The 22,465-nt window shown below is 68.4% G+C and carries 21 protein-coding genes; 2 read left to right on the forward strand and 19 right to left on the reverse strand.

Annotation, left to right across the window (positions count from 1 at the left end; translation table 11 throughout):
* Window positions 1-191: 191 nt before the first annotated feature.
* Window positions 192-2,624, forward strand: a complete 2,433-nt coding sequence (locus tag IM760_RS02925) for a TonB-dependent siderophore receptor (protein WP_204427044.1) — start codon at window positions 192-194, stop codon at window positions 2,622-2,624.
* A 1-nt stretch (window position 2,625) separates the two neighbouring features.
* On the opposite strand, the gene dacB is transcribed toward IM760_RS02925, so the two are convergent.
* A complete protein-coding gene (gene dacB, locus IM760_RS02930; protein ID WP_239549595.1) occupies window positions 2,626-4,155 on the reverse strand; it encodes a D-alanyl-D-alanine carboxypeptidase/D-alanyl-D-alanine endopeptidase in 1,530 nt (509 codons plus the stop codon).
* 422 nt (window positions 4,156-4,577) lie between these two features.
* Here dacB and IM760_RS02935 point away from each other — a divergent pair, with 422 nt between their 5' ends.
* Window positions 4,578-4,940: a DUF6164 family protein gene (locus tag IM760_RS02935; protein WP_204427045.1), complete on the forward strand. Its 363-nt coding sequence runs from the start codon at window positions 4,578-4,580 to the stop codon at window positions 4,938-4,940.
* A 9-nt stretch (window positions 4,941-4,949) separates the two neighbouring features.
* Here IM760_RS02935 and lipA read toward each other — a convergent pair whose 3' ends face one another.
* From lipA to IM760_RS03025, 18 genes are all read right to left on the reverse strand, one after another.
* Window positions 4,950-5,954, reverse strand: coding sequence for a lipoyl synthase (gene lipA, locus IM760_RS02940; RefSeq protein ID WP_204427046.1), 1,005 nt, complete (start codon window positions 5,952-5,954; stop codon window positions 4,950-4,952).
* Between the two features lie 37 nt (window positions 5,955-5,991).
* Window positions 5,992-6,648 carry a lipoyl(octanoyl) transferase LipB gene (gene lipB / locus IM760_RS02945; protein WP_204427047.1) on the reverse strand — a complete coding sequence of 219 codons (657 nt, stop codon included), beginning with the start codon at window positions 6,646-6,648 and terminating at the stop codon, window positions 5,992-5,994.
* 57 nt (window positions 6,649-6,705) lie between these two features.
* Window positions 6,706-8,070 carry an iron-containing redox enzyme family protein gene (locus IM760_RS02950; RefSeq protein WP_204427048.1) on the reverse strand — a complete coding sequence of 455 codons (1,365 nt, stop codon included), beginning with the start codon at window positions 8,068-8,070 and terminating at the stop codon, window positions 6,706-6,708.
* A 169-nt stretch (window positions 8,071-8,239) separates the two neighbouring features.
* On the reverse strand, window positions 8,240-8,509 hold the full coding sequence (locus IM760_RS02955; RefSeq protein WP_204427049.1) for a DUF493 domain-containing protein: 270 nt from the start codon (window positions 8,507-8,509) through the stop codon (window positions 8,240-8,242).
* 36 nt (window positions 8,510-8,545) lie between these two features.
* Entirely contained in the window at window positions 8,546-9,412 is an 867-nt protein-coding gene (locus IM760_RS02960) for a D-amino acid aminotransferase (RefSeq protein ID WP_204427050.1), read from the reverse strand.
* Between the two features lie 43 nt (window positions 9,413-9,455).
* A complete protein-coding gene (locus IM760_RS02965; protein ID WP_410170365.1) occupies window positions 9,456-10,628 on the reverse strand; it encodes a D-alanyl-D-alanine carboxypeptidase family protein in 1,173 nt (390 codons plus the stop codon).
* A 37-nt stretch (window positions 10,629-10,665) separates the two neighbouring features.
* Window positions 10,666-11,601: a septal ring lytic transglycosylase RlpA family protein gene (locus IM760_RS02970; RefSeq protein WP_204427052.1), complete on the reverse strand. Its 936-nt coding sequence runs from the start codon at window positions 11,599-11,601 to the stop codon at window positions 10,666-10,668.
* Window positions 11,601-12,650, reverse strand: a complete 1,050-nt coding sequence (gene mltB / locus IM760_RS02975) for a lytic murein transglycosylase B (protein WP_228232435.1) — start codon at window positions 12,648-12,650, stop codon at window positions 11,601-11,603. Before mltB ends, IM760_RS02970 begins: the two co-directional genes overlap by 1 nt.
* A gap of 23 nt (window positions 12,651-12,673) precedes the next feature.
* Entirely contained in the window at window positions 12,674-13,819 is a 1,146-nt protein-coding gene (gene rodA / locus IM760_RS02980; protein WP_204427053.1) for a rod shape-determining protein RodA, read from the reverse strand.
* A complete protein-coding gene (gene mrdA / locus IM760_RS02985) occupies window positions 13,816-15,705 on the reverse strand; it encodes a penicillin-binding protein 2 (RefSeq protein WP_204427054.1) in 1,890 nt (629 codons plus the stop codon). Before mrdA ends, rodA begins: the two co-directional genes overlap by 4 nt.
* Window positions 15,706-15,726: 21 nt before the next feature.
* Window positions 15,727-16,197: a 23S rRNA (pseudouridine(1915)-N(3))-methyltransferase RlmH gene (gene rlmH, locus IM760_RS02990; protein ID WP_204427055.1), complete on the reverse strand. Its 471-nt coding sequence runs from the start codon at window positions 16,195-16,197 to the stop codon at window positions 15,727-15,729.
* Between the two features lie 92 nt (window positions 16,198-16,289).
* Window positions 16,290-16,649: a ribosome silencing factor gene (gene rsfS, locus IM760_RS02995; protein WP_204427056.1), complete on the reverse strand. Its 360-nt coding sequence runs from the start codon at window positions 16,647-16,649 to the stop codon at window positions 16,290-16,292.
* Entirely contained in the window at window positions 16,646-17,320 is a 675-nt protein-coding gene (gene nadD / locus IM760_RS03000; RefSeq protein WP_228232437.1) for a nicotinate-nucleotide adenylyltransferase, read from the reverse strand. The genes rsfS and nadD overlap by 4 nt, the downstream gene beginning before the upstream one ends.
* 21 nt (window positions 17,321-17,341) lie before the next feature.
* Complete coding sequence (locus IM760_RS03005) at window positions 17,342-18,601, reverse strand: glutamate-5-semialdehyde dehydrogenase (RefSeq protein ID WP_204427057.1); 1,260 nt, start codon at window positions 18,599-18,601, stop codon at window positions 17,342-17,344.
* A gap of 80 nt (window positions 18,602-18,681) precedes the next feature.
* Entirely contained in the window at window positions 18,682-19,533 is an 852-nt protein-coding gene (locus IM760_RS03010; RefSeq protein WP_204427058.1) for a class I SAM-dependent methyltransferase, read from the reverse strand.
* 85 nt (window positions 19,534-19,618) lie between these two features.
* The gene (locus tag IM760_RS03015; protein WP_204427059.1) at window positions 19,619-20,839 is read right to left on the reverse strand and encodes a Fic family protein; all 1,221 of its coding nucleotides are present in this window, start codon (window positions 20,837-20,839) and stop codon (window positions 19,619-19,621) included.
* Window positions 20,840-20,965: 126 nt separating this feature from the next.
* Window positions 20,966-21,967, reverse strand: a complete 1,002-nt coding sequence (holA, locus tag IM760_RS03020) for a DNA polymerase III subunit delta (protein WP_204427060.1) — start codon at window positions 21,965-21,967, stop codon at window positions 20,966-20,968.
* 3 nt (window positions 21,968-21,970) lie between these two features.
* The gene (locus IM760_RS03025) at window positions 21,971-22,465 is read right to left on the reverse strand and encodes an LPS-assembly lipoprotein LptE (RefSeq protein ID WP_204427061.1); all 495 of its coding nucleotides are present in this window, start codon (window positions 22,463-22,465) and stop codon (window positions 21,971-21,973) included.

The raw sequence follows: 22,465 nt of genomic DNA on the forward strand, positions 1-22,465 counted from the left end.
GACGTTCGAAAGGGAGCCTACATGGACGTACTCGCGGCGTTCCCGGAAGGGCGTCGCCCGGACGCGCGCCCCGGCTGGAGACTCCGCCCCGGACGCCCACTATAAAAAAGACGAAATACCGTTCCCCTCGACGCACCGTCGTTCGATTCCTTCCATAACAACGCGATTTTTTTCCGGGAGGAACCCTGTCCATGCCGTTTTCACCCTTGCGCCCCCTGGCCCTGTCCGTGCCCCTGTTGCTGCCCTTGGCCCTGGCCGGCCTGCCGCTGGCGGCGGTGCCGGTCCCGGCGCTCGCCCAGAACGCCACCGAGGGCACCACGGAGAGCGCCGCCCTGGTCGACTTCCAGGTGGCGCCCGGCCCGCTGAGCCGTTGCCTGAACCGCTTCGCCGACCAGGCGGGCCTCTATCTGAGCGCCGCCGGCGAGCTCACCGCCGGCAAACGCTGCGCCGGCCTGCGGGGCCGCTATGTGCCCCGCGACGGGCTCGCCGAGCTGCTGGCCGGCACCGGCCTGATGGCCCGCTTCGCCGACGACCGCACCGCCACCCTGTACGACGCCGGCCAGGCCAACGCCCTGGACCCGGTATCGGTGACCGCCGCCAGCGCCGGGTCGGTGATCGGCCCGGACCCGGGCTACCGGGCAGCGCGCAGCCTGGTGGCCACCAAGACCCGGGTGCCGCTGTCGGAAACGCCCCGCGCGGTGAGCGTGGTGACCCGCCAGCGCCTGGAGGATCAGGGCGCCCAGACCCTCACCGACGCGCTCGGCTATGTGCCGGGCATCTTCGCGCCGCCGCTGGCCGCCGGCGACGGCCTGGCCGGCGACTTCTTCTTTATCCGTGGCTTCAATGCCACCGATTACGGCTATGGCCTGTTCCGCGACGGCCTGCGCGTGCAGCCCAACCGCTACGACACCACCACCGAGCCCTACGGCCTGGAACGGGTGGAGGTGTTTCGCGGGCCCAGCTCGATTCTGTACGGCGAAAACGCGCCCGGCGGCCTGGTCAATCTGGTCAGCAAACGACCCACCCACCAGGCCCGGGGCGAGGTGCGCGCCACCTACGGCAGCTACGACCGCCGCCAGCTGGGCGTGGACGTGTCCGGCCCCCTGGTCGACGACAAGGTGCTGGGTCGTCTGGTGATGCTGGGCCGCGAGGCGAACACCCAGACCGACCATATGCCCGACGACCGGGTTTATCTGGCGCCCTCGCTGACGCTGAGGCTGAGCGAGGACGACACCCTGACCCTGCTGAGCAGCTACCAGAAGGACACCACCAAACTGGAACTGGGCCTGCCCGCCGCCGGCACCCTGCTGGGTAACCCCAACGGTGAGCTGGACCGGAGCACCTTGATCGGCCACCCGGACTGGGATCACTTCGAGCGGGAGGTCTGGTCCCTGGGCTACGAGTACCAGCACTGGTTCAACGACGCCTGGCAGTTCCGGCAAAACGCCCGCTACCTGGAGTCCCGGGTGTCGCGCCACGAGATCTGGTGGCAGCCGCTCGATGACGGCGGCTACGGCACCCGGGTGAACACCGCCGCCTACGACCGCCGCAACCGGGCCTACAGTTTCTCGGTGGACAACCAGCTGGAAGGGCGGCTGCGCACCGGCGATCTGGAGCAAACGTTGTTGTTCGGGCTCGGCCACGACCGCTCCCACTGGTCGCAGCTCTGGTACGCCGGCATGGGGGAAACCATCAACGTGTTCGATCCGCAATGGAGCGCCGAGCCGGCCACGCCGCTGCTGCAGCAGGACGCGGTGACCCGCCAGGCGATGACCGGGCTCTATGGCCAGTGGCACGGCCGTTACGACCACTGGATCGTGCTGCTGGGGGGCCGCTACGACACCGTGGACAGCGAGTATGAAGATGCGGTGTCCGGCGCCGACCTGGACACCGACGATGAGGCCTTCACCTGGCAAAGCGGCCTGATGTACCAGTTCGACAACGGCGTTTCCCCCTACCTCAGCTACGCCACCAGCTTCGTGCCGGTGCAGCAGCTGTCCAGCGGCCAGGGCAGCCTGGACCCGATCACCGGCGAGCAGGTGGAAGCGGGGGTGAAAATCGCGCCGCCGGGGAGTCGCACGGAACTGGCCCTGTCGGTCTACGACCTGCGCAAGGAAGACGACGTGATTTTCGACGGCACGCTGAACGACTACCGGCAGGTGGGCGAAAGCCGCTCGGAAGGGGTGGAAGTGGAATTGACCAGCGCGCTCAGTGAGCGGCTGCGCGTCACCGCCTCCTACAGCCACACCAACGCGCGCATCACCGAGGACGCCCCCGGTTCCCTGCAGGAGGACCAGCAAATGGTGTTCGTGCCCAAGGATCAGGCGTCCGCCTGGGCCCACTACCGCTTCACCGACGGCGACCTGGCCGGCCTGCGCCTGGGCGGCGGCCTGCGTTATATCGGCGAGACCTACGCCTATTCCAGCCTCTATGGGGAATTGGAAACCGACGCCGTGGTGCTGGCGGATCTGGCCCTGGGCTACCGCTTCACCGGCGGCTGGGCCCTGGACCTGAACGTGCGCAACCTGTTCGACAAGGAATACTTCACCGCCTGCAACAACGCCGGGCGCTGCTATTTCGGTCAGGAACGCACTCTGCAGGGCAGTGTGAGCTACCGCTGGTAGCTCAACCGCCCGGCGCGGCCTTGCCGGTGTCGCGGCGCGACACCGCCGTGGCGCTCTCCGCCGGCAGGCCGTGCACCGCTTCCAGCACCTGGTCGAGCACCGCCTGACCCTTCCACGCCGACGGCGTGTTGACGATGGCGGACACCGCCCAGGTGGTGTTGTCCCGGTCCCGGGTAAAGCCGGCCACCGCGCGCACATTGGTCAGCGAGCCGGTCTTGATGTGGCCTTCGCCGCGCAGGCCGGTGTCGCGCAGCCGGTTGTGCATGGTGCCGTCCATGGCCACCAGCGGCAGGGAGGCGATCAGCTCGGCGGCGAACGGGCTGCGCCAGGCCTGCTGCAGCATCTTGATCTGTTCCATGGGGCTGATGCGCGCTTCCCGGGACAGGCCGGCGCCGTTGTCCAGCACCACCTGGTCCGGGTTCATGCCCTTCAGCGCCATCCATTCGCGCACCGTGCGCCGGGCGGCGGCCAGATCGTCCGGGTCGCCGGCCAGGCGGTGCTCCGCGCCGATGGTCAGAAACAGCTGCCGGGCCATCACGTTGCTGCTCCACTTGTTGATGTCGCGGACCATGGTGACCAGGTCCGGCGAGGAGGTGGTGGCGAGCAGGTCCACGCCCCGGGGCAGGCGGTCGAAGCGGTTGGCACCGTGGATCTCCCCGCCCAGCTGCCGCCACAGGCCGCGCAGCAGGGCGGCGGTATAGTCGCCCTGATCGAGCAGGGACAGGTAGCGATTGGCCCGGCAGCCTTCCGGCATGGCGCCCTTTAGGGTCACCACCTGGTCGCCGCGCTCATCGACGCGATGGGTGACCTTCAGGCTGCGGCCGGAGGGGCAGTAGCGGCCCTTCGACAGGGTCAACTGGTTGTCCAGGGTGAGCCCCTCGGTGACCGGTTCCACCCAGGCCTGCACCCGGTCGGCGCGGCCCATCATCTGGATATGGAACAGGTTCAGGTTGGTGAGCAGGGCATGGGGCTGCACCAGGAAGGGCGCGTTGGGGTTGTCGCCGTCGTCGTCGAAGCGCGGCAGGCCGCCGTCCGGAAGCTGGAAATAGCTGCCGTCCAGCACCAGGTCGCCGCTCACTTCACGGATGCCGTAGGCGCGCAGGTCGCGCAGCAGCTTCCAGAGGCGCTCCTCGGTGAGCTTGGGGTCGCCCACGCCGACGAAAATCAGATCGCCGTCGAGCACGTCGCCTTTCAGCTCGCCGTTGGTGTACACCCGGGTGTGCCATTTGAAGGTGGGGCCGAGCAGCTCCAGGGCGGCGTAGGTGGTCAGCAGCTTCATGGTGGAGCCCGGGTTCATCACCCGGTCGGCGTTGACGAAGCGGGACTGGCCGGGGCCGTCCAGGGGCACCGCCGCCAGGGCCAGGGCGTCGTCGGGCAGGTCCAGTTCCTTGAGCTTGGACTGAATCGTCACCGGCCAATCGGGACTGGACGCGGTCACCGCCCGCTCCTGCGCCTGCCCGGCCAGCGGCACCGCCACGGCCATGACCAGCCACCACGACAACAACACCGGAAATCGCACCACACGCCCCATAAACTGCACGCTCTCTCTTCTGTTCGGGTTAGCGCTTAAGGGCCTGTTCACCCTACTTGCATCACGCCTGCTGGATGTCATTTTGGTCTCCAGCTAGGCGGAGGGAGCGCGGTTTGGTCAGTCCAAATAAGCGACCGACAACGACGCTGGAGGCCAAAAGGGCGCCAGCCCTTCGGGTTGTGGCTAAAAACCCACCCCTCCGCGTTACTCGTCGTTCATTTGGCGCCACCAAACTTCTCTCCTCGTGCCTTGATGGGTGGGTTTTTAGCCACAACAGGCGTAATGCAAGTAGGGTGAACAGGCCCTGGCGTGCTATTAGCCTAGAGTAAAAGCGCGGGGCGGTCAGGAGGCGGGACGTACCGGAATTGTAAATTCTGTGCCGTGCTATAGTGGCGCGCCATGCCGCGAGGGCCGACGCCATCATGTCGAAACTGCTGATCAATCTGCGCCGGGTCCCCGACCAGGAACGGGACCAGGTGTGCGCGCTGCTGGACGAGCACGGCATCGAGTATTTTCTGACGCCGCCCAGCGTCTGGGGAATTTCCGCCGGCGGCCTGTGGCTGCGCCACGACCAGGATTGGGAGCGCGCGCAACCGCTGCTGGCGGACTACCAGCAACGCCGTTATCAGCAGGAACGGGCGGCCTTCGAACAGGCCCATCGGGACGGAGAAGTGACCACGGTGACGCGCAACCTGCGCCGCCACCCGCTGCGCACGCTGGCGTTCCTGGTGGCCACGGTGGCGGTGCTGTTGCTGGCGGTGATGCCGTTTCTTACCTTCGGGTGATCGCCGGCTTCAGGCCTGGTGGCCCAGGTTATCCGGATCGCCCACGTCGATGCCCTTGTGCTGCAGGTCGGCGTGGTAGGAGCTGCGCACCATGGGGCCGGAGGCCACCGAGGTGAAGCCCATCTTGCGGCCTTCGTCGGCGAACATCCTGAACTCGTCCGGGTGCACGTAGCGCTCCACCGGCGCGTGGAATTTGCTGGGCTGCAGGTACTGGCCGATGGTGATCATGTCCACGTCGTGGTCGCGAAGATCGCGCAGGGTTTCCAGCACCTGATCGTTGGTTTCACCCAGGCCGACCATGATGCCGGACTTGGTGGGCACCTGGGGCACCCGGGCGCCGAACTGCTGCAGCAGCTTCAGGGAGTGCTCGTAGCGGGCGCCGGGGCGGGCCTTCTTGTACAGGTGCGGCACGGTTTCGATGTTGTGGTTGAACACGTCCGGCGGGGTGGCCTGAAGAATGTCCAGGGCGTCTTCCAGGCAGGGCCGGAAGTCCGGGGTGAGAATCTCGATCTTGGTGCCCGGGCTTTTCTCGTGAACCGCCTCGATGCAGTCGGCGAAGTGGCGGGCGCCGCCGTCCGGCAGGTCGTCCCGGTCCACGGAGGTGATCACCACGTACTTGAGGCCCAGGTCGGCCACCGATTCCGCCAGGTGCAGGGGCTCGTCCGGATCCAGGCCGTTGGGGCGGCCGAAGCCCACGTCGCAGAACGAGCAGCGGCGGGTGCAGATGTCGCCCATGATCATGAAGGTGGCGGTGCCGCCGCCGAAGCATTCCGGCAGGTTGGGGCAGGCCGCTTCCTCGCACACGGTGTGCAGTTTCTGCCGGCGCAGCATGGTCTTGATGCGCTGGATTTCGCCGCTGGCGGGAACCCGCACCCGGATCCAGTCCGGTTTGCGCTCGCGCACCGGGGCGCTTTCATTGACCAGGGGAATGGTGCGGACCTTGTCGGCGCCGCGCAGTTTGTCGCCGATCTGAACCTTCGCTTTCGCCGGGCGTTTGGCCTGGGCTTCGCTCATGGAGATGTCTCTCTCGCGGTTGGGTGCCTTTTGGGCGTCAGGATTGGGGAGGAGTATACCAGTCCGGCGGAGGCGCTGTCCGGGGGGTAAGACCCAGCCGGCGCGCCAGAATCGTTACCAGATCCTGCTCCACGCTGGCCCGGTCCGGGTCCAGTCCCTCGCCGGCCAGGCTGGTCATCGGCTGTCCGGCGTGGCCGCAGGGATTGATGCGCCGCCAGGGGGCCGGGTCGTCCACCCGGTTGAGGGCCAGGCCGTGGTAGCTGCCGGTGCGGCGGATGCGCAGGCCCAGGGAGGCGATCTTTGCGCCGTTCACGTACACGCCGGGGGCGTCCGGGCGGCTGACCGCCTCCAGCCCGCGCTGGCGCAGGTAGTCCACCACGCTGTCCTCCAGGGCGCTGACCACGGCGCGGGCGCCGATGCCCAGCCGCTGCACGTCCACCATCAGGTAGATCACGGTCTGGCCGGGGCCGTGGTAGGTGACCTGGCCGCCCCGGTCGGTGCGCACCACCGGAATCTCGCCGGGGGCCAGCACATGCTCGGGTTTGCCCGCCTGGCCCAGGGTGTACACCGGCGGGTGCTCCAGCACCCAGAATTCGTCCTCGGTGTTGGCGTCGCGCTCGGTGGTGAAAGCGCGCATGGCCTCCCAGCAGGAAGGGTAGTCGACTCGCGGTAAGGATCGGACCAGCACATTCATGGGACGAATTATTGGGGCGCCCCGGGCCGAAGGCAAGCCGCGCCGCCGGCGCGGCCGTTACAGCCCCGCCAGCGTTCTCGCGTAGCGGCGGGTGGCGAACAGGCCGGCCGGGGTGAAGTGCCGCCGGGGAGCCATCATCTCGCCGAGCAGCGCCATTTGCTCCCGGGCGCCGAGGCCGGTCAGGCGCTCCTCCAGCCGGCGGCACTCCGCATCCGTCGGTGTCGGCGTGCTGGCGTGTCGCGGGCGCGGCGCCCGCCGGAAGCGGCGCGGCGCCGCGAAGGCGGCGTCGTCCACGATCCAGTCGTGCAGCAGCTGCCGTTCGTAGCCGTCGAACACGCCGAACATGCTGGCCTGTTCGCCTTCCAGCAGATTCCAGAAGCGGCTTTGCGTCGCCGGCCGGCCGCGCTGGACCCAGCCGTGGCGCTGCAGAGCAAGCAGGAAATCGTCGGCGCCGTGGCCCTCGGCCAGGTCGGCGAGCCAGTCGTTGAGGCGCCGGCCGGCCAGGCGGCAGTGGTCCGGATGCAGCAGGCGGCCCACCTCCGCCTTGCGGCGCAGCACGCGCTCCAGTTCGCGGTTCAGGTCGAAGCGACGCAGCAGGGCCCGGGGGCCCGGGCCGGTGCCGTTGAGTGCGTAGCCCCGGCGGACCCGCCGGTAAAAGGCGAGCCGGTCGTCGCCCTCGGGCAGCAGGTCGAGGACGCCACGGCAGGCCTGGCGGGCGTGCCCCACATCGGCGTTGTCGATGGTGATGTGCAGGGTGAAGTAGTGCGGGTCGATGTTCAGCTCGGCCAGCTCATGGGCGGTGATCAGCAGGTGCAGAGGCAGCTGCTCGTAGCCCAGATTGAAGCCCAGAATCTCTGGCAGATAGCGGTCCGCGCGCCGGCCCAGGGCGAGCTGCAGAGCGCCCTGCAGGTAGCAGTTGTCGTCCAGGCCGTGCAGCGTCTCGCAGCCAAGGCGGGCGAGCAGACGCTGGTAGAGAAGAACATGGTTGCGGTCGGGCTGGCCATCGCCCAGCTCTTCCAGATAGATGCGCAGCAACGGCCGCAGCCGGCTGTCCTGCCAGTGGAGGGTGAGGCCGTGCAGCCAGGCGCCGTCCACCAGCTTGGTGGGGGCGATGGCGCGCAGAAAGTACAACGCCTGGGCCCGGCACTGAAAGAAGCGCCGGGGCCCGCCACGGGCGCGCTGATCCAGATAGTCCCGGTAGGCCTCGCTGACTCGCTGGTGGCCGGTCGCCATCCAGGCTTCCAGCTCCGCCGGATCCTCCGGCGGGTCGCTGTCGCCGGGCGCGGTGTCGGCGAGCAGCCGGTCGAGCAGGGCATCGGCGTGCCGGTCGGCGTCCGGGTCGCCCTGCCAAAGGCGCTGATACAGGTGGCGGTGGTGGTCCCGACGGGTGGGCGGAATGGAGCAGTCCGTTGTGGTGTTCATCGCTGTCCCTCGCGAAGTGCTGGCGGATCGAAGCGCGGCGCGTCCGGTGCGCCGGGGCCGCCGACGGGCGGCGGGTCGACCTCTCAAGGGGCAGGTGTATCACATCGGCGGGCGATGGGCAGGGGCGTGGGGGGATTCCTTGCCGATTTTTACCTTTGCGGCCGGTGGCCTAGAGGGTGATCTTGACGTGGGGGCTGGCGTTCAGGTCCCGGTAGATGCCTTCCACCTGCTCCTTGTTGTGCACGGTGATGTTGGCGGTGATCGAGACGAAAGAGCCCTTGGCGCTGGGTTTGCGGCTCAGGTTGAGGCCGCGCTCGAAGTCGCCCAGATGGGTTTCCAGCACCGTCACCACCACCTCTTCCAGCGGCGCGTCGGCGGCGCCCATCACTTTCAATTGCATGACGTGTGGGAAGTCCCACAGTTCTTCGCGGATGGCCATGGCGGGTCCTCGGATTCGGATGGCGGCGGCGGGACGTCAGTCCAGGCCGCAAAGGTGACGTTTGAACCTTATATAGTGGTTCGCCAGGATTTTCCAAGTGGCGCCGGGCCGGCCGTCGCCCACCGGGCGTCCGTCCAGGGTGGTCACCGGCAGTACGTCCTTGGTGGAGCTGGACAGCCAGATTTCGTCGGCGTCGGCCAGTTCCGCCGCCGTCAGCGGGCACTCCACCACCGGCAGGCCGTGTTCGCGGCACAGTTCGATCACCAGGTCGCGGGTGATGCCGCCGAGCAGGTGGTGGCTGAGCGGCGGGGTGCGGATCTCGCCGTCGCGCACCAGAAACAGGTTGCTGGCGGCGCCCTCGGTGAGCTGCCCGTCGCGGATCAGGATCGCCTCGGCGGCGCCGGCGTCCACCGCCCGCTGGCGCAGCAGCAAGTTGGCCAGCAACGACACGGATTTGATGTCGCAGCGGTCCCAGCGGATGTCGTCCAGGGTCACCGCCGCCACGCCAGCGGTGCGCGCCGGCTGGTCCGCCGCCGGCACCGGCAGCGGGCTGGTGTTCATGAACACGGTGGGCGGCACCGGCGGGTCCGGGAAGGCGTGGTCCCGGCGCGTCGCCACGCCACGGGTGATCTGCAGGTACAGGGACAGATGGCCACCGCCGTTGCGGGCCACCAGCTCCTCGCACAGACGGCGCCATCCGGCGCCGTCCAGGGGATCGTCCAGGCGTACCTCGCGCAGCGAGCGCGCCAGCCGTCGCAGGTGCTCGTCCAGCCGGAACGGCACCCCGTTGTAGACCGGGATCACCTCATAGACGCCGTCGGCGAACAGAAAGCCGCGATCCATGGGCGAGATCCAGGCCTGGTCGGCGTCCATGAACTCGCCGTTGAGGTAGACCGTGTCCATGCGTTGACCTCGCTTGCCGTTTACCCCGATTGCGCCGGGTCGGTTAGCTGAACAGGCCCTTGAAGAACAGCACGATGTGGTCCCAGATGCGCGAGAAGAAGCCGGCCTGCTCCACCGCCTCCAGGGCCACCAGCGGGCGCTCCACCAGCTGCTCGTCGCCGAGCCGCACGGTCAGGGTACCGTATTGCTGGCCCTTCTGGATCGGCGCGCGCAGTTCCGGCTGGATGGTCATCTCCGCCTTGAGCTGGTCGCGGCTGCCCTTGGGAATGGTCAGCACCAGTGCCTCGTCCAGGCCCAGGCGCACCTGGTCGGCCTCGCCCAGCCACACTTCCGGGGTGTCCAGCACGTCCTCGGCGCCATAGCCTTCGTAGGTTTCGTAGAAGCGGAAGCCGTAGCTCAGCAGCTTCTGGGATTCACGGGCCCGGGCGGCCTCGGAATCGGTGCCCATTACCACCGCGATCAGGCGCATGCCGTCCTGCTTGGCGGAGGACACCAGGCAATAGCCCGCTTCCTCGGTGTGGCCGGTTTTCAGGCCGTCCACGGACTCGTCCCGCCACAGCAGCAGGTTGCGGTTGGGCTGGGTGATGCCGTTGTAGGTGAATTCCTTCTCGGCGTAGATATCGTAGTGTTCCGGGTAGTCGCGGATGATGGCGCGGGCCAGCCAGGCCAGGTCGTGGGCGGTGGTGTAGTGGTTCTCCGCCGGCCAGCCGGTGGCGTTGACGAAGTGGGTGTTGTTCATGCCCAACTGGCGGGCCTGATTGTTCATCAGGTCGGCGAAGGCGTCCTCGGAGCCGGCCACGTATTCGGCCAGAGCCACGCTGGCGTCGTTGCCGGATTGCACGATCACGCCCTTGAGCAGATCGATCAGCGGCACCCGCGTGCCTTCCTTGACGAACATCCGCGAACCGCCCATGCGCCAGGCCTTGACGCTGATCGGCACCATGTCCTGCTCCTTGATGTTGCCGCTCTGGATCTCCTTCTCCACCAGATAGGCGGTCATCATCTTGGTCAGGCTGGCCGGCGGCAGCTCCTTGTTGGCGTCGTGCTCGACCAGAATCTGCCCGCTCCTGGCGTCCAGCAGCAGATAGCTGCGCGCCTCCACCTGGGGCGGCCGGGGGATCATGGTCTCCGCCCGCGCCAGCAGCGGCGCGGTGGTCAGCAGGCAGCACAGGAACAGCCAGAACGCGGAGTAACGGGGGGAACGGGTTTGCATCATCATCGGGGCCTTTGGGTGTTTTTCGCTTCCGGGCGGATCAGGGGTTCACGGAGATGGGCGCGGCGAAGCCGGCCTGGGTCACGGTGTGGCGGGCGCGGTCGCGGTCCTCGTTGCTGGCGAACGGGCCCAGCCACACTTTGTAGAGATGGCCCGACGCGGGCTGGCGTACCGATACCGGCAGGCGCAGCTGCTCGCGCAGGCGTTTTTCCAGGGCGCGGGCACCGTCCAGGGCCTGGAAGGCGCCGGCCTGCAGATACAGATCGCCGTCGCCGGCGGTGGGGGCCGCCGCGCTGGCGGTGGCCGGCGGCGGGCTGTCCACGGCGGCGCGCACCGCGGTGGGCACCCGGCCGTCGCTTTTGTTGGGGGTCGGGTCGTTGTTGGCGGTCAGCGCCTCCACCCGCACCCGGCCGGTGCCGTGCTGTTCGATGCCCAGGCGCACGGCGGCGGCCCAGGACAGATCGATGATGCGGTCGGAGTGGAAGGGGCCGCGATCATTGACCCGCACCACCAGGCTTTTGCCGTTGTCCAGGTTGGTGACCCGGGCGTAGGTGGGCAGCGGCAGGGTGCGGTGGGCGGCGGTGAAGCGGTACATGTCGAAGGCTTCGCCGCTGGAGGTCCGGTAGCCGTGGAATTTGCGGCCATACCAGGACGCCAGGCCCTCCTCGTGGTAACCCTCGGCGGTGGGCAGCACCTGGTAGGTCTGGCCCCACACCGTGTAGGTGTCCGGATTGCCGTAGGCGCTGCGCGGCTCCACCTTGGGCACCGGTTCCGGCTGGCTGCTGACGTCCCGGCGGTCGTCCGGGCCGGCGTCCACGCTGTGCTTGTAGCGGTCGGAACCCGGCGCCCCGGCCGCCGACCGGTCCGGTTTGGCGGCCGGGGGCGGCGTGCCCCTGCCGGTGTCCGGGCCCGGCCCGGGGGCGGTGGCGCAGGCGCCCAGCGCCAGGGAAACGGCCAGAATCAGTAACGGTCGCATCACGGCCGGGCATCCTTCAGGGCGTCGGCGATGCGGTGGGAAAGCTGCAACACGGCCATGGCATAAAGCTCGCTGTGGTTGTAGCGGGTGATCACATAGAAATTGTCGGTGGCCAGCCAGAATTCATGGCCATCCTCGCCGGTCAGGTCGAGCACCGCCACCGGCTGGGTGCCGGGCAGACCCTGTTCCGACGTATCGAAGCAGTACTGGCTGCTCAGCCTATCATCGCCGCAGGACAGTGCCACTACGCCGTTTTTCCGGGCCTGGTCCAGGGTAAAGGACGGTTTGTAGCCCGCCTCGGCCATTTTCACGTAGCCGTCGCCGTCCACCCGGGCGCGGGCGGCCACCGGCAGGCCGGGCTGCCAGCGGTGCTGTTTGAAGTAGTTGGCGACGCTGCCGATGGCGTCCACCGGGCTGTTGACCAGATCGATCACGCCGTCGCCGTCGAAGTCCACCGCATAGGCTTCATAGCTGGTGGGAATGAACTGGGGGAAGCCCATGGCCCCGGCGTAGGAGCCGGTGATGGTGCCGGCGTCGATATGCGCGTCGCGCTCCATTTTGAACAGGGCGACCAGCTGCTTGCGGAAAAAGGCGCCCCGGGGCGGGTAGTCGAAGCCCAGGGTGGTCAGGGCGTCGAGCACCCGGTAGCTGCCCTTGTGGCGGCCGTAGCGGGTTTCCACGCCGATGATGGCGAGGATGATTTCCCGGGGGATCCGGTACTCACGCTCGGCCCGGTCCAGGGCCTCCGCGTGCTCCTCGGCGAACGCCACGCCCTGGCGGACCCGGTCTTCCTGCAGGAAGATGCGGCTGTACTCGGCCCAGGTCAGGGTCCGTTCCGCCGGCCGGGCGATGGCCTCGAGGATGCTGTCCTTGCGCTTGGCGTCGGCCAGCAGCTGGCGGACCCGGTCCTCGTCGAGGCCGTTTTCGCGCACCGCTTTCAGCACCTCCGTGGCCTCCGGGTGCTCGGCGTAATTGGCGGTTTCGGCCCAGGCCGGGGCGGGACCGGCCAGGGCGGCACAGACGGCGAACAGCAGCCCGGTTTTTTTCACGTGGTTCTCCTCGGAAGTCCTTGTCAGTAACTCATCAGTCGGCGATGGGTATGCATGGACATGAGCATGCCGAAACTCGCCATCAGGGTAACGATGGACGTGCCGCCATAGCTGACCAGCGGCAAGGGTACCCCCACCACCGGTAAGAGTCCGGACACCATCCCGACGTTCACAAAAATATAAATAAAAAAGGTCATGGTCAGCGCCGCCGCCAGCAGCCTGGAGAAGGTCTCCTGGGCCTGCCAGCTGATAAAGAAGCCGCGCCCGACGATCACCAGGTAGACGATCATCAACAGCACGAAGCCGGCCAGCCCGAACTCCTCGCCCAGCACCGCCAGGATGAAGTCGGTGGACGACTCCGGCAGAAAATCCAGATGGGACTGGGTGCCGTCCAGCCAGCCCTTGCCGGTGACGCCGCCGGAGCCGATGGCGGTCTTCGACTGGATGATGTTCCAGCCCGCGCCACGCGGGTCCGCCTCCGGATTGAGGAAGGTGTCCACCCGGCTGCGCTGGTAATCGTGCAGCACGAAGAAATACATCAGCGGCGCCGCCACCAGCAACACCACCACCGCCAGCCCGATCAGCCGCCAGGACAGGCCGGCCACGAACAACACCACCAGACCGGCGGCGGCGATCAGGATCGAGGTGCCCAGGTCCGGCTGGATGGCGATCAGCACCACCGGCAGGAAGATCAGCGCCAGGGCGATCACCACGTCCAGCAGGCGCGGCGGCAGATTCCGCTCGCTGAAGAACCAGGCGACCATGGCCGGCACCGCCAGTTTCATGATCTCCGCCGGCTGGAAGCGGCCGATGCCGGGGATGTGCAGCCAGCGGGCGGCGCCCTTGGCCTCGAAGCCGATGGCCACCACCAGGATCAGCATCACCACGCCGATGGCATAGACCACCGGTGCCCAGAACCGGATGCTGCGCGGCGGGATCTGCGCCACCACCACCATCAGGGCGGCGCCGGCGGCGATGCGCATAGCCTGGCGGGCCACCAGATCCAGGCTGCCGCCGCCGGCGCTGTACAGCACCGTCAGGCCGCCCAGGGTCAGCAGCATCAGCGCCGCCAGCAGCGGCGCGTCCAGATGCAGACGGGCGCTCAGGCCGTTGCCCAGGGTCACGCCGCCCTGGCCGGGCATCTGTCGCAGGTATTCCCGTACGCTCATGGCGCGCTCCCTTCAGCGGTGGGCGCCCGGGTCAGGGGCGCGGGCACGTCCAGTTCGCCCTGTTCGTTCAGCAGCCAGGCGTCCATCACCTGGCGCGCCACCGGGCCGGCGGTGGAGCCGCCGTGGCGGCCGTTTTCCACCAGCACCGCCACGGCGATGGCCGGGTGGTCCACCGGCGCGAAGCTGATCAGCAGGGCATGGTCGAGCAGCCGTTCGGCCAGCTCTTCCTCGTTGTAGGTTTCTTCCTGGCCCACCGAGAACACCTGGGAGGTGCCGCTCTTGGCCCCCATCCGATAGGGGGCGTCCTTGGCCATCACCCGGGCGGTGCCGTGACTGCCGTGCACCACTTCCTCCATGGCGTGTTCCATGCGCAGCCAGTCCCGGTCGTCGTTGAGCTGGATGTCCGGCCGGGGCGGCGGGCGCAGTTCGTCGGCGGCCAGGGTGGGCGTCACCTGTTTGCCCTGGTGGGCGAGGATGGCGGTGGCGGTGGCCAGCTGCAACGGCGTGGCCAGCACGAAGCCCTGGCCGATGCTGGCGTTGATGGTGTCGCCATGGAACCAGGGCGTGCCCCGGGCGGCGCGCTTCCATTCCTTGGAGGGCAGCAGGCCGGCGGATTCATTGAGCAGGTCGATGCCGGTGGGCTGGCCCAGGGAGAAGTCGGACAGGAAATCGTGCATGCGGGCGATGCCCAGCTTGAAGCCCAGATCGTAGAAATAGGTGTCGCAGGACTCCACCACCGCCTTGGTCATGTCCACCCAGCCGTGCCCCCAGCGCTTCCAGTCCCGGTAGCGGTGCGGGTTGTCCTCCAGCTGGTAGTAGCCCGGATCGAAAATGGTGCGCTGCCAGTCGGTGACGCCGGCGTCCAGGCCGGCCAGGCCGATAAAGGGCTTCACCGTGGAGCCCGGTGGGTAGCGGCCCTGCAGGGCGCGGTTGAACAGCGGGTTGTCGTGGTCTTCCCGGTAGCGCGCGTAGTCCTGGTGGGAGATGCCGTTGACGAACAGGTTGGGCTCGAAGCCCGGCCGGCTGACGAACGCCAGCACGCTGCCGTCCCGGGGGTCGATGGCGACCACCGCGCCGCGCCGGTCGCCAAGGGCGTCGTAGGCGGCCCGCTGTACCTTCATGTCCAGGGTCAGGCGCAGGTTGGCGCCGGGCCGCGGCGGCTGTTCCTCCAGCACGCGCAAAATCCGGCCCCGGGCGTTGGTCTCCACCTGGCGGTAACCCACCTTGCCGTGCAGGCGCTGCTCGTAATAGCGCTCGATGCCGGTGCGCCCGTAGTAATGGGTGCCGGCGTAGTTGGACTGCTCGGTGAGCGTCATGGCGTCCAGATCCTCGGCGTTGAGCCGGTTCACGTAGCCGAGCACATGGGAAAACAGCTTGCCGTGGGGGTAGTGGCGCACCAGGTTGGCGGCCACCCGCACCCCGGGCAGGCGATGCTGGTTGACGGTCAGGCGGGCGATTTCCTCTTCGCTGAGACGGCCGCGCAGGGGGATCGGGTCCCAGGGCCGGCGCGGGCTGGCCAGGCGCCGCCGGAAGCGTTCCAGATCGTCCGGCGCCAGGGTCACCAGTTCGCCGATGCGGGTCAGGGTGGCCTCCAGGTCGGGGACCTGTTCGATGATCAGCTCCACCGCGAAGTCCGGCCGGTTGGCGGCCAGAATCTCGCCGTTGCGGTCGGTGATCAGGCCGCGCGGCGGCGGCACCGCCTGGGTCTGCACCCGGTTCTCGTCGCTCAGGGTGGTGTAGCGGCTGTGCTGGGAGATCTGCAGCCAGGCCATGCGCCCCACCAGCACCAGCGACAGGGCGACCACCAGAAAGGCGGCCACCAGCAGGCGGAAGCTGAAAATCCGCTGCTCGTGATGATGGTCCTTGAGGGTCAGTGGTCGGCGCATGGATGCCCGTGGTTCGAATCGTTAGCGGTGATAAGGATGGCCGGCCAGCAGCGTCCAGCCCCGATACAGCTGCTCGGCCAGCAGCACCCGCACCAGCGGGTGCGGCAGGGTCAGCGACGACAGGGACCAGCGTTCATGGGCGGCGGCGGACACCCGCGGGCAGAGCCCGTCCGGGCCGCCCACCAGAATCGCCAGATCCTGACCCAGATCGCGCAGGGTCGCCAGTTTTTCGCTCAGCGCGGGCGTATCCAGCGCGCGGCCGGTGACCTCCAGGGCCACCCGGTGGGCGGTGGGGTGCTTTTCCAGCCGTTTTTCCAGCGCTTCGCCTTCCGCCCGCACCAGCGCGGCGGTGTCGCCCCTGGAACGTTTAGGCAACGGAATCTCCTCAAGTTCCAGACGCATGTCCGGCGGCATCCGTTTCTGGTATTCGCGGAAGCCGTCGTTGACCCAGGCGGGCATTTTGGTGCCGACGGCGAGAAGGTGAATGCGCAAGGCTAGGCTCTCCCAGACACTGGCTCGGACACGGGTTCGCGACCCGGGAACAAGAACGCGGCGAAGCGCCGCACCGGCGGGGACCGCCGGTTTCAATGGTCGCGCTGGTCGCGGTCCGGGTGGTGGTCCGGGGTCTTCCAGAGCCGCTCCAGGTCGTAGAACTCGCGGGTGGCGGGCAGCATCAGATGCACGATCACGTCGCCCAGATCCACCAGGATCCACTCCGCGCCGCGCTCGCCTTCGGTGCCCAGGGGCGCGTAGCCGGCCTGCTTGGCCTTTTCCATCACGTTGTCGGCCAGCGCCTTGACGTGGCGGCTGGAGGTGCCGCTGGCGATCACCATGTCATCGGCCACGCTGGTCATGGCGCGCACGTCCAGGCTGGCTACGTTCTTGGCTTTCAGTTCTTCCAGGGCGTCGAGCACCAGATCCAGCAAAGGGGGTTGGGAACTCATGGGGCCTCGTTCGGTACGTGCACAGGGTTGTCGGCGGTGTCGCCGCGATGAGCGGACTGATTATACAGCCCATGGCGATGGATATGGGCGCGCACCGCCGGGGTCAGCAGCGGGCTGTCGCCGTGGGCGCGCAGGGTCTCGCGAATATCGGTGGCGGCCACGTCCAGCACCGGCCGGGCCAGCATCAGCCGGCGCCCGGCCGGGCGGGCGCGCAGCAGCCGGCCGCCGGCCCGAGGGAAGGCGCGCTGCACCCGCAGCGGCGCCGGCGCCGCGCCGGGGCGCGGCACCACCGCCAGGTGGCAGAGGGCGGCGTATTCCCGCCAGCGGTGCCAGCGGTCCAGATGGGCGAAGCTGTCGGCGCCGACCACGAACACCAGCGGCCGCCGGCCGATCAGGCGGCGGAAATGCTTGAGGGTGTTCAGGGTAAAGGAGGGCGCGCCGCCCCGTTCGCGCAGCTCCCAGTCGTCGGCGACCAGCTGCGGATAGCCGGCGCAGGCCTGGCGCACCATGGCCAGGCGCTGGGCGCCGCTGGCCTGGGGCTGGGCCCGGTGCGGCGGCACCGCGTTGGGCAGCAGGTGCACCGGCGCGTCGCCCAGGGCCCGCGATACCGCCAGGGCGGCGCGCACATGAGCCCGGTGAATCGGGTCGAAGGTGCCGCCGAACAGAATCAAGGGTTTCAGAACCGGCCCCTGCTATTGGCGCACATGGCCGTCGCCGAACACCACCCACTTCTGGCTGGTGAGCCCTTCCAGGCCCACCGGGCCCCGGGCGTGCAGCTTGTCGGTGGAAATCCCGATCTCGGCGCCCAGACCGTACTCGAAGCCGTCGGCGAAGCGGGTGGAGGCGTTCACCATCACCGAGCTGGAGTCCACCTCCGCCAGGAAACGGCGGGCGTGGCTGTAGTTCTCGGTGATGATCGACTCGGTGTGCCCGGAGCTGTAGCGATGGATGTGGTCCATGGCCTGGTCCAGGTCGTCCACCACGCGGATGGCCAGCACCGGCGCCAGGTATTCCTCTTCCCAGTCGGTCTCGGTGGCCTCGGCCACGCCGTCGCCCAGCAGTTTGCGCGCCCGCTCGCAGCCGCGCAGCTCGACGCCGGCCTGGCGGTACTGGTCGGCCAGCTCCGGCAGCACGCGCTCGGCGATGCCGGCGTGCACCAGCAGGGTTTCCAGGGTATTGCAGGTGCCGTAGCGCTGGGTCTTGGCGTTGTAGGCCACCTTCACCGCCTTGGCCGGGTCCGCGTCCGCGTCGATGAACACATGGCAGTTGCCGTCCAGGTGCTTGATCACCGGCACCCGCGCCTCGGCGCTGATGCGCTCGATCAGGCCCTTGCCGCCGCGCGGCACGATCACGTCCACGAACTCGGGGTGGCGGATCAGTTCGCCCACGGCGGCCCGGTCGGTGGTCTCGATCACCTGCACGGCGGTGTCCGGCAGGCCCGCTTCGCGCAGCCCGGCGCGCAGGCACTCGGCGATCGCCTGGTTGGAATCGATGGCCTCGGAACCGCCACGCAGAATCGCCGCGTTGCCGGATTTCAGGCACAGGGCGGCGGCGTCGATGGTCACGTTGGGCCGGGATTCATAGATGATGCCGATCACGCCCAGGGGCACGCGCATTTTGCCCACCTGAATGCCGCTGGGGCGGAAGTTCAGATCGGTGATCTGGCCCACCGGATCGGCCAGGGCGCTGACCTGCTCCAGGCCCTCCACCATGCCGTCGAAGCGGGCCGGGGTCAGTTCCAGACGGTCCAGCAGGGCCGGGTCCAGGCCATTATCGCGACCGCGCGCCAGATCGCGCTGGTTGGCATCGAGAATGGCACTGCGATGGGCGCGCAGCGCGGCGGCGATGGCGCCGAGCGCGGCGTTCTTCTCGCCGGTGGTGGCCCGGGCCATGGCCCGGGAGGCGGCGCGGGCCTGCCGGCCCACGTCGGCCATGTACTGCTGGATATCCATGTGAAACGCCTGTCGGGAAAACGAAAAGGCGCATTATACGGGGTTCCGGGCGGGCCGCGAAACAGCCCTGGCGTGGGGAATCAGGCCGCCTCGGCCTCCAGGATGCGCACCATGGGCGTGCCCCGGGTGCGCGGGATTGGCAGGGTGCCGTAGTAATCCGCCGGGTCGTGCACGGTCAGCGCGGCGAAGCCCTGCTCGCGGAAGTGGGCCCTGGTGGCCCGGTCGGAGTCGAAATGGAAGGCCACGTTGCTGCGCGACAGGGCGCCCAGCAGCCCGCCCAGGGTCTTCAGGGTGCGGTGGAAGCGCATGTTGGCGTACAGCGGATAGTTGTCGGTCAGGTAAACGCCGCGCGGAAACGCCTTCAGCCCCTCGGCGAGCCGCGCCCAGAACGGGCTGATGGTGGCCAGATCGAAATAGTTGATCAGCCCCTCGGTGACCACCGCCACCGGCCGTGCCGGGTCCAGGCGGCGGAGCAGGGCGGCGACGCTGTGCTCGCCGTCGGCCACCAGAATGTTCACGGTCTCCACCCGGTGCCGGTCATCCAGGGTGCCCTGCCGGGCCAGCAGCCGCTGCTTGCGCCGCGCCATGTCCGGCAGGTCCGCCTCCACATAGTCGATGCCGGGATGGCGGGCGCGCAGCCGGCTGCCGCGTGGGCTCAGCCCGCAGGCGATCTCCACGATCTGCAGATCCGGGTGGTCGGCGATCAGCGCTTCCAGGCGCGCGTCGATCAGGTGATGACGCTGCAGCAGAAAGGTGCGGATGTTGCCGCCCATCAACCGCTTGCCCACCGCCTCGAACGGCGTCATGGCGCCGTACAGCAGGGCCCCGGCGGGGGTGCGGAAACCGGGCCCGGACAGGCCGTTGCGCACCCACACCTGGCCGGTATAGAGGGCGGTAAAGCTGATCGAGGAGGTATCAAGACGTTGGGCCATAAAGTGCTTCACGCGGCAAGGGGCATTCCCGCGACCCTAGCAAAGCCGCCGCCTCCGCGCGGGCCAATCCGCTGCGCGGCCACCCCTACAAGGAAGGCTGTTGCGGCGCCAGTTCGGGGAAATACCAGGGTTCCGCGTGCTCGGGGATGGCCCAGCGTAACGGTGAGCGGTTATTGGTTTCGCTGAGCAATCCCTCGTCGCGGAGCTGGCTGATCAGGCGCCGGCTGTTGCGCTCGGAATTCTGGCCGGCCAGTTCCAGCGCTTCGCCGCGATCCAGTTCGCCGGATTGGAAGGCGGCGAACAATACCCGTGCCGCTGCCGGTTTAAGGGGCCCGGGGCAACCGGGTACACGGCCGTCGTTACGGGCCTGCACATAACTCCGGAACCGGCGGCGGAGGTTGCCGAGATCCAGCAGGCCGCTAACGTATCCCACCTGATCCAGTGCCTGATCCAGCATAAAGTCGCAGAACGCCACCAAGGCGGCCTCCGACAGGCTGCCGCGGCCGTCCCGGTCGCCCCGGCGCGGTTGGTCCGCGCTTGAGAGCAGTGCCTTGTAACGGTCGGCGGCCCGGGCCAGGCCCCGGCTCAGGCACCAGACCCCGACGCTGTCCAGGCCGGCGGCCTTCAGGGCCTCGTCGGTCCATAGGCGGACCGCCCGGCCATTGCCGTCGAGAAAGGGGTGAATCCAGAGCAGGCGATGGTGGGCGGCCATCACCGCGATGATCTTCCGTGTGCCTGGCAGCCGTTCCGGGCGGTACTGTTCCAGAAAGCTGTCCATCATGACCGGTAGCGCTTCGGCGGGCGGGGGGATATGCCGCCCCACCCTGACCTGGCGGCGCCGATATTGACCGGGCTCCAGGCGCTCTTCCTCACCGGTTTGGGGGTCCCTGATAAAGCGCTGATGTTCCGGCAGCGCCGCGTAGAACTCGTAATGAATCCATTTCAGGGTATCGGCCTGGAACGGGTCCTTTTGTTCGGGTGGGAGCCCGGCCAGTCGGGCTTGCACCTGGATATGGGCCAGGGATTCCTGTTGCAGATCGCGGGTAGCCGGATCGGCGCTGAAGTCGCCGCGCTGAGCCTCGCGTATCTGGTGCGGCAGGGTGCGATTGCCCTCGATCAGGTTGGAGTAATAAGAGTTGATTACCGCCATATGAGTGCGCAGCGTTTTGGCGGTAAGGGGGTGCAGCTGGCCCGCCAGGGCGGCGGCCTGCCGGTTCAATGCCAGGGCCTTATCCGCAAGCCCGCTTTGCCCCAGTTGCGCATCGCCGGGGAGAAAGGGCGTGAGGTCCAGAATACTGTTTGTCATAAGACGGATTTGGCCGGTTCGTTGGCCGGATAGTAGTTCTTCTAAATGTCTGATGTCAAAGAGGTAATCGGATATTTGCAACGGTAAGCGAGGGCGGTTTTGGCCGGTTCCGTGGCCGGTTGGGGGCTACTTTTCCAGGATCGCGGGCAGCGGCCGGCCGCACAGGCGCAGGATCAGGCCGGCCAGGTATTGCCAGGGGTCGCCGGGGCCCATGCCCTTGATCGCCTGGTCGGCGCGGATCGCCAGGGCCTGGGCGCGGTGCAGCTGGCGCGGCGGCAGCTGGCGGGCACGGGCTTCCAGGGCGCGCAGCCGTTGCGGCGGCAGGCGTGGCGGCTGGCCGCCGGTGACCAGGGCGTCCAGGGCGCGGATGTCGCGGCCCAGGGCCCACAGCACCACCGGCGCTTCCACCCCTTCGGCGCGCAGGGTGCGCAGAATGCGCAGGGCCCGTTCCGCGTCGCCGCGGCCGGTGGCGTCGGTGAGGTCGAAGGGGGTGTAGCGGCTGGAGTCGCCCACCGCCTGCTGCACGGTGTCGGCGCTGACCCGGCCGTCCTCGGTGAGCAGGGCCAGTTTGTCCACTTCCTGGGCGGCGGCCAGCAGGTTGCCCTCGCTGCGCTGGATCAACAGTTCCAGGGCGTCGTCGTCGATGGCCAGGCCCCGGCCGGCCAGCCGGTCGCGCAGCCAGTGCTGCAGCTGCTTGCCTTCCACCGGCCAGATTTCCAGCACCGCGCCCACCGCGTCCAGCGCCTTTACCCAGGCGCTGTTCCAGTCCTTGCGGCGGTCCAGCTTGGAGCAGCGGATCAGCAGCAGGGTGTCCGGGGAGGGCGGGTCGAGCAAGTCGCGCAGGGTCTGGCTGCCGGCCTTGTCCGGCCGCTTTTCGCCGAGCACCACTTCGAGAATGCGGCGGCCGCCGAACAGGCTCAGGCTCTGGGCCTCGTTGCGCAGGGCGTTCCAGTCGATGCCGGTGTCGGCGCTGAAGCGGTGGCGCTCGTCGAAACCCTGGTCACGGGCGGCGGCGCGCAGCGCATCCAGGGCTTCGTCCTGCTGCAGCGGTTCGTCGCCGGCCACCAGATAGACCGGCAGCAGCTCGCCCTGCAGGTGCTTGGCCAGATGCTCCGCGCGCAGACGCATGGTTCAGTCCTTGATCTTGCGCGAGGCGTTGGCGAGCTGATTGATCAGCCGGTAGCTGATGTCCTCGATCAGATCGGTGCGCACCAGGTCCTCTTCGTCGGAGGTGGCGGTGACGTTGTCCGGCGAGTAGGCGAAGCTGCGGATCGCGGTAAGGCGGCGCGGCGGGTTGAGCATGGCGCCGGTGTCCCGGTCGATCAGCTGCCAGGTAATCTCGTAGCGCAGTTCGCGCTCGGCGGCCCGGCCCCGGTCGTCCACCGCCGCGGTGCGCTGGTTCCATTCCTCGTCGGTGATTTCCACCACGTAGGGGGACTGGTTGTGCACCAGCACGCCGTTGGGTTCGAGCAGGTCTTCCAGGGTGTAGCGCAGCCGCGCGCTGGCACCCTGCAGGGTAATGCTCTCGAAGTTCGGCGTGGCGGTCTGCCCGCGCAGCTGCCAGCCGGAACAGGCGGACAGCAGCAGGGCGGCGAACAGCAGGGCGAGCGCGGGACGAAGGGACAT

Origin of the sequence: Alloalcanivorax marinus (assembly GCF_016906305.1) — a bacterium.
In the GTDB taxonomy this organism is placed as follows: Bacteria; Pseudomonadota; Gammaproteobacteria; order Pseudomonadales; family Alcanivoracaceae; genus Alloalcanivorax; species Alloalcanivorax marinus.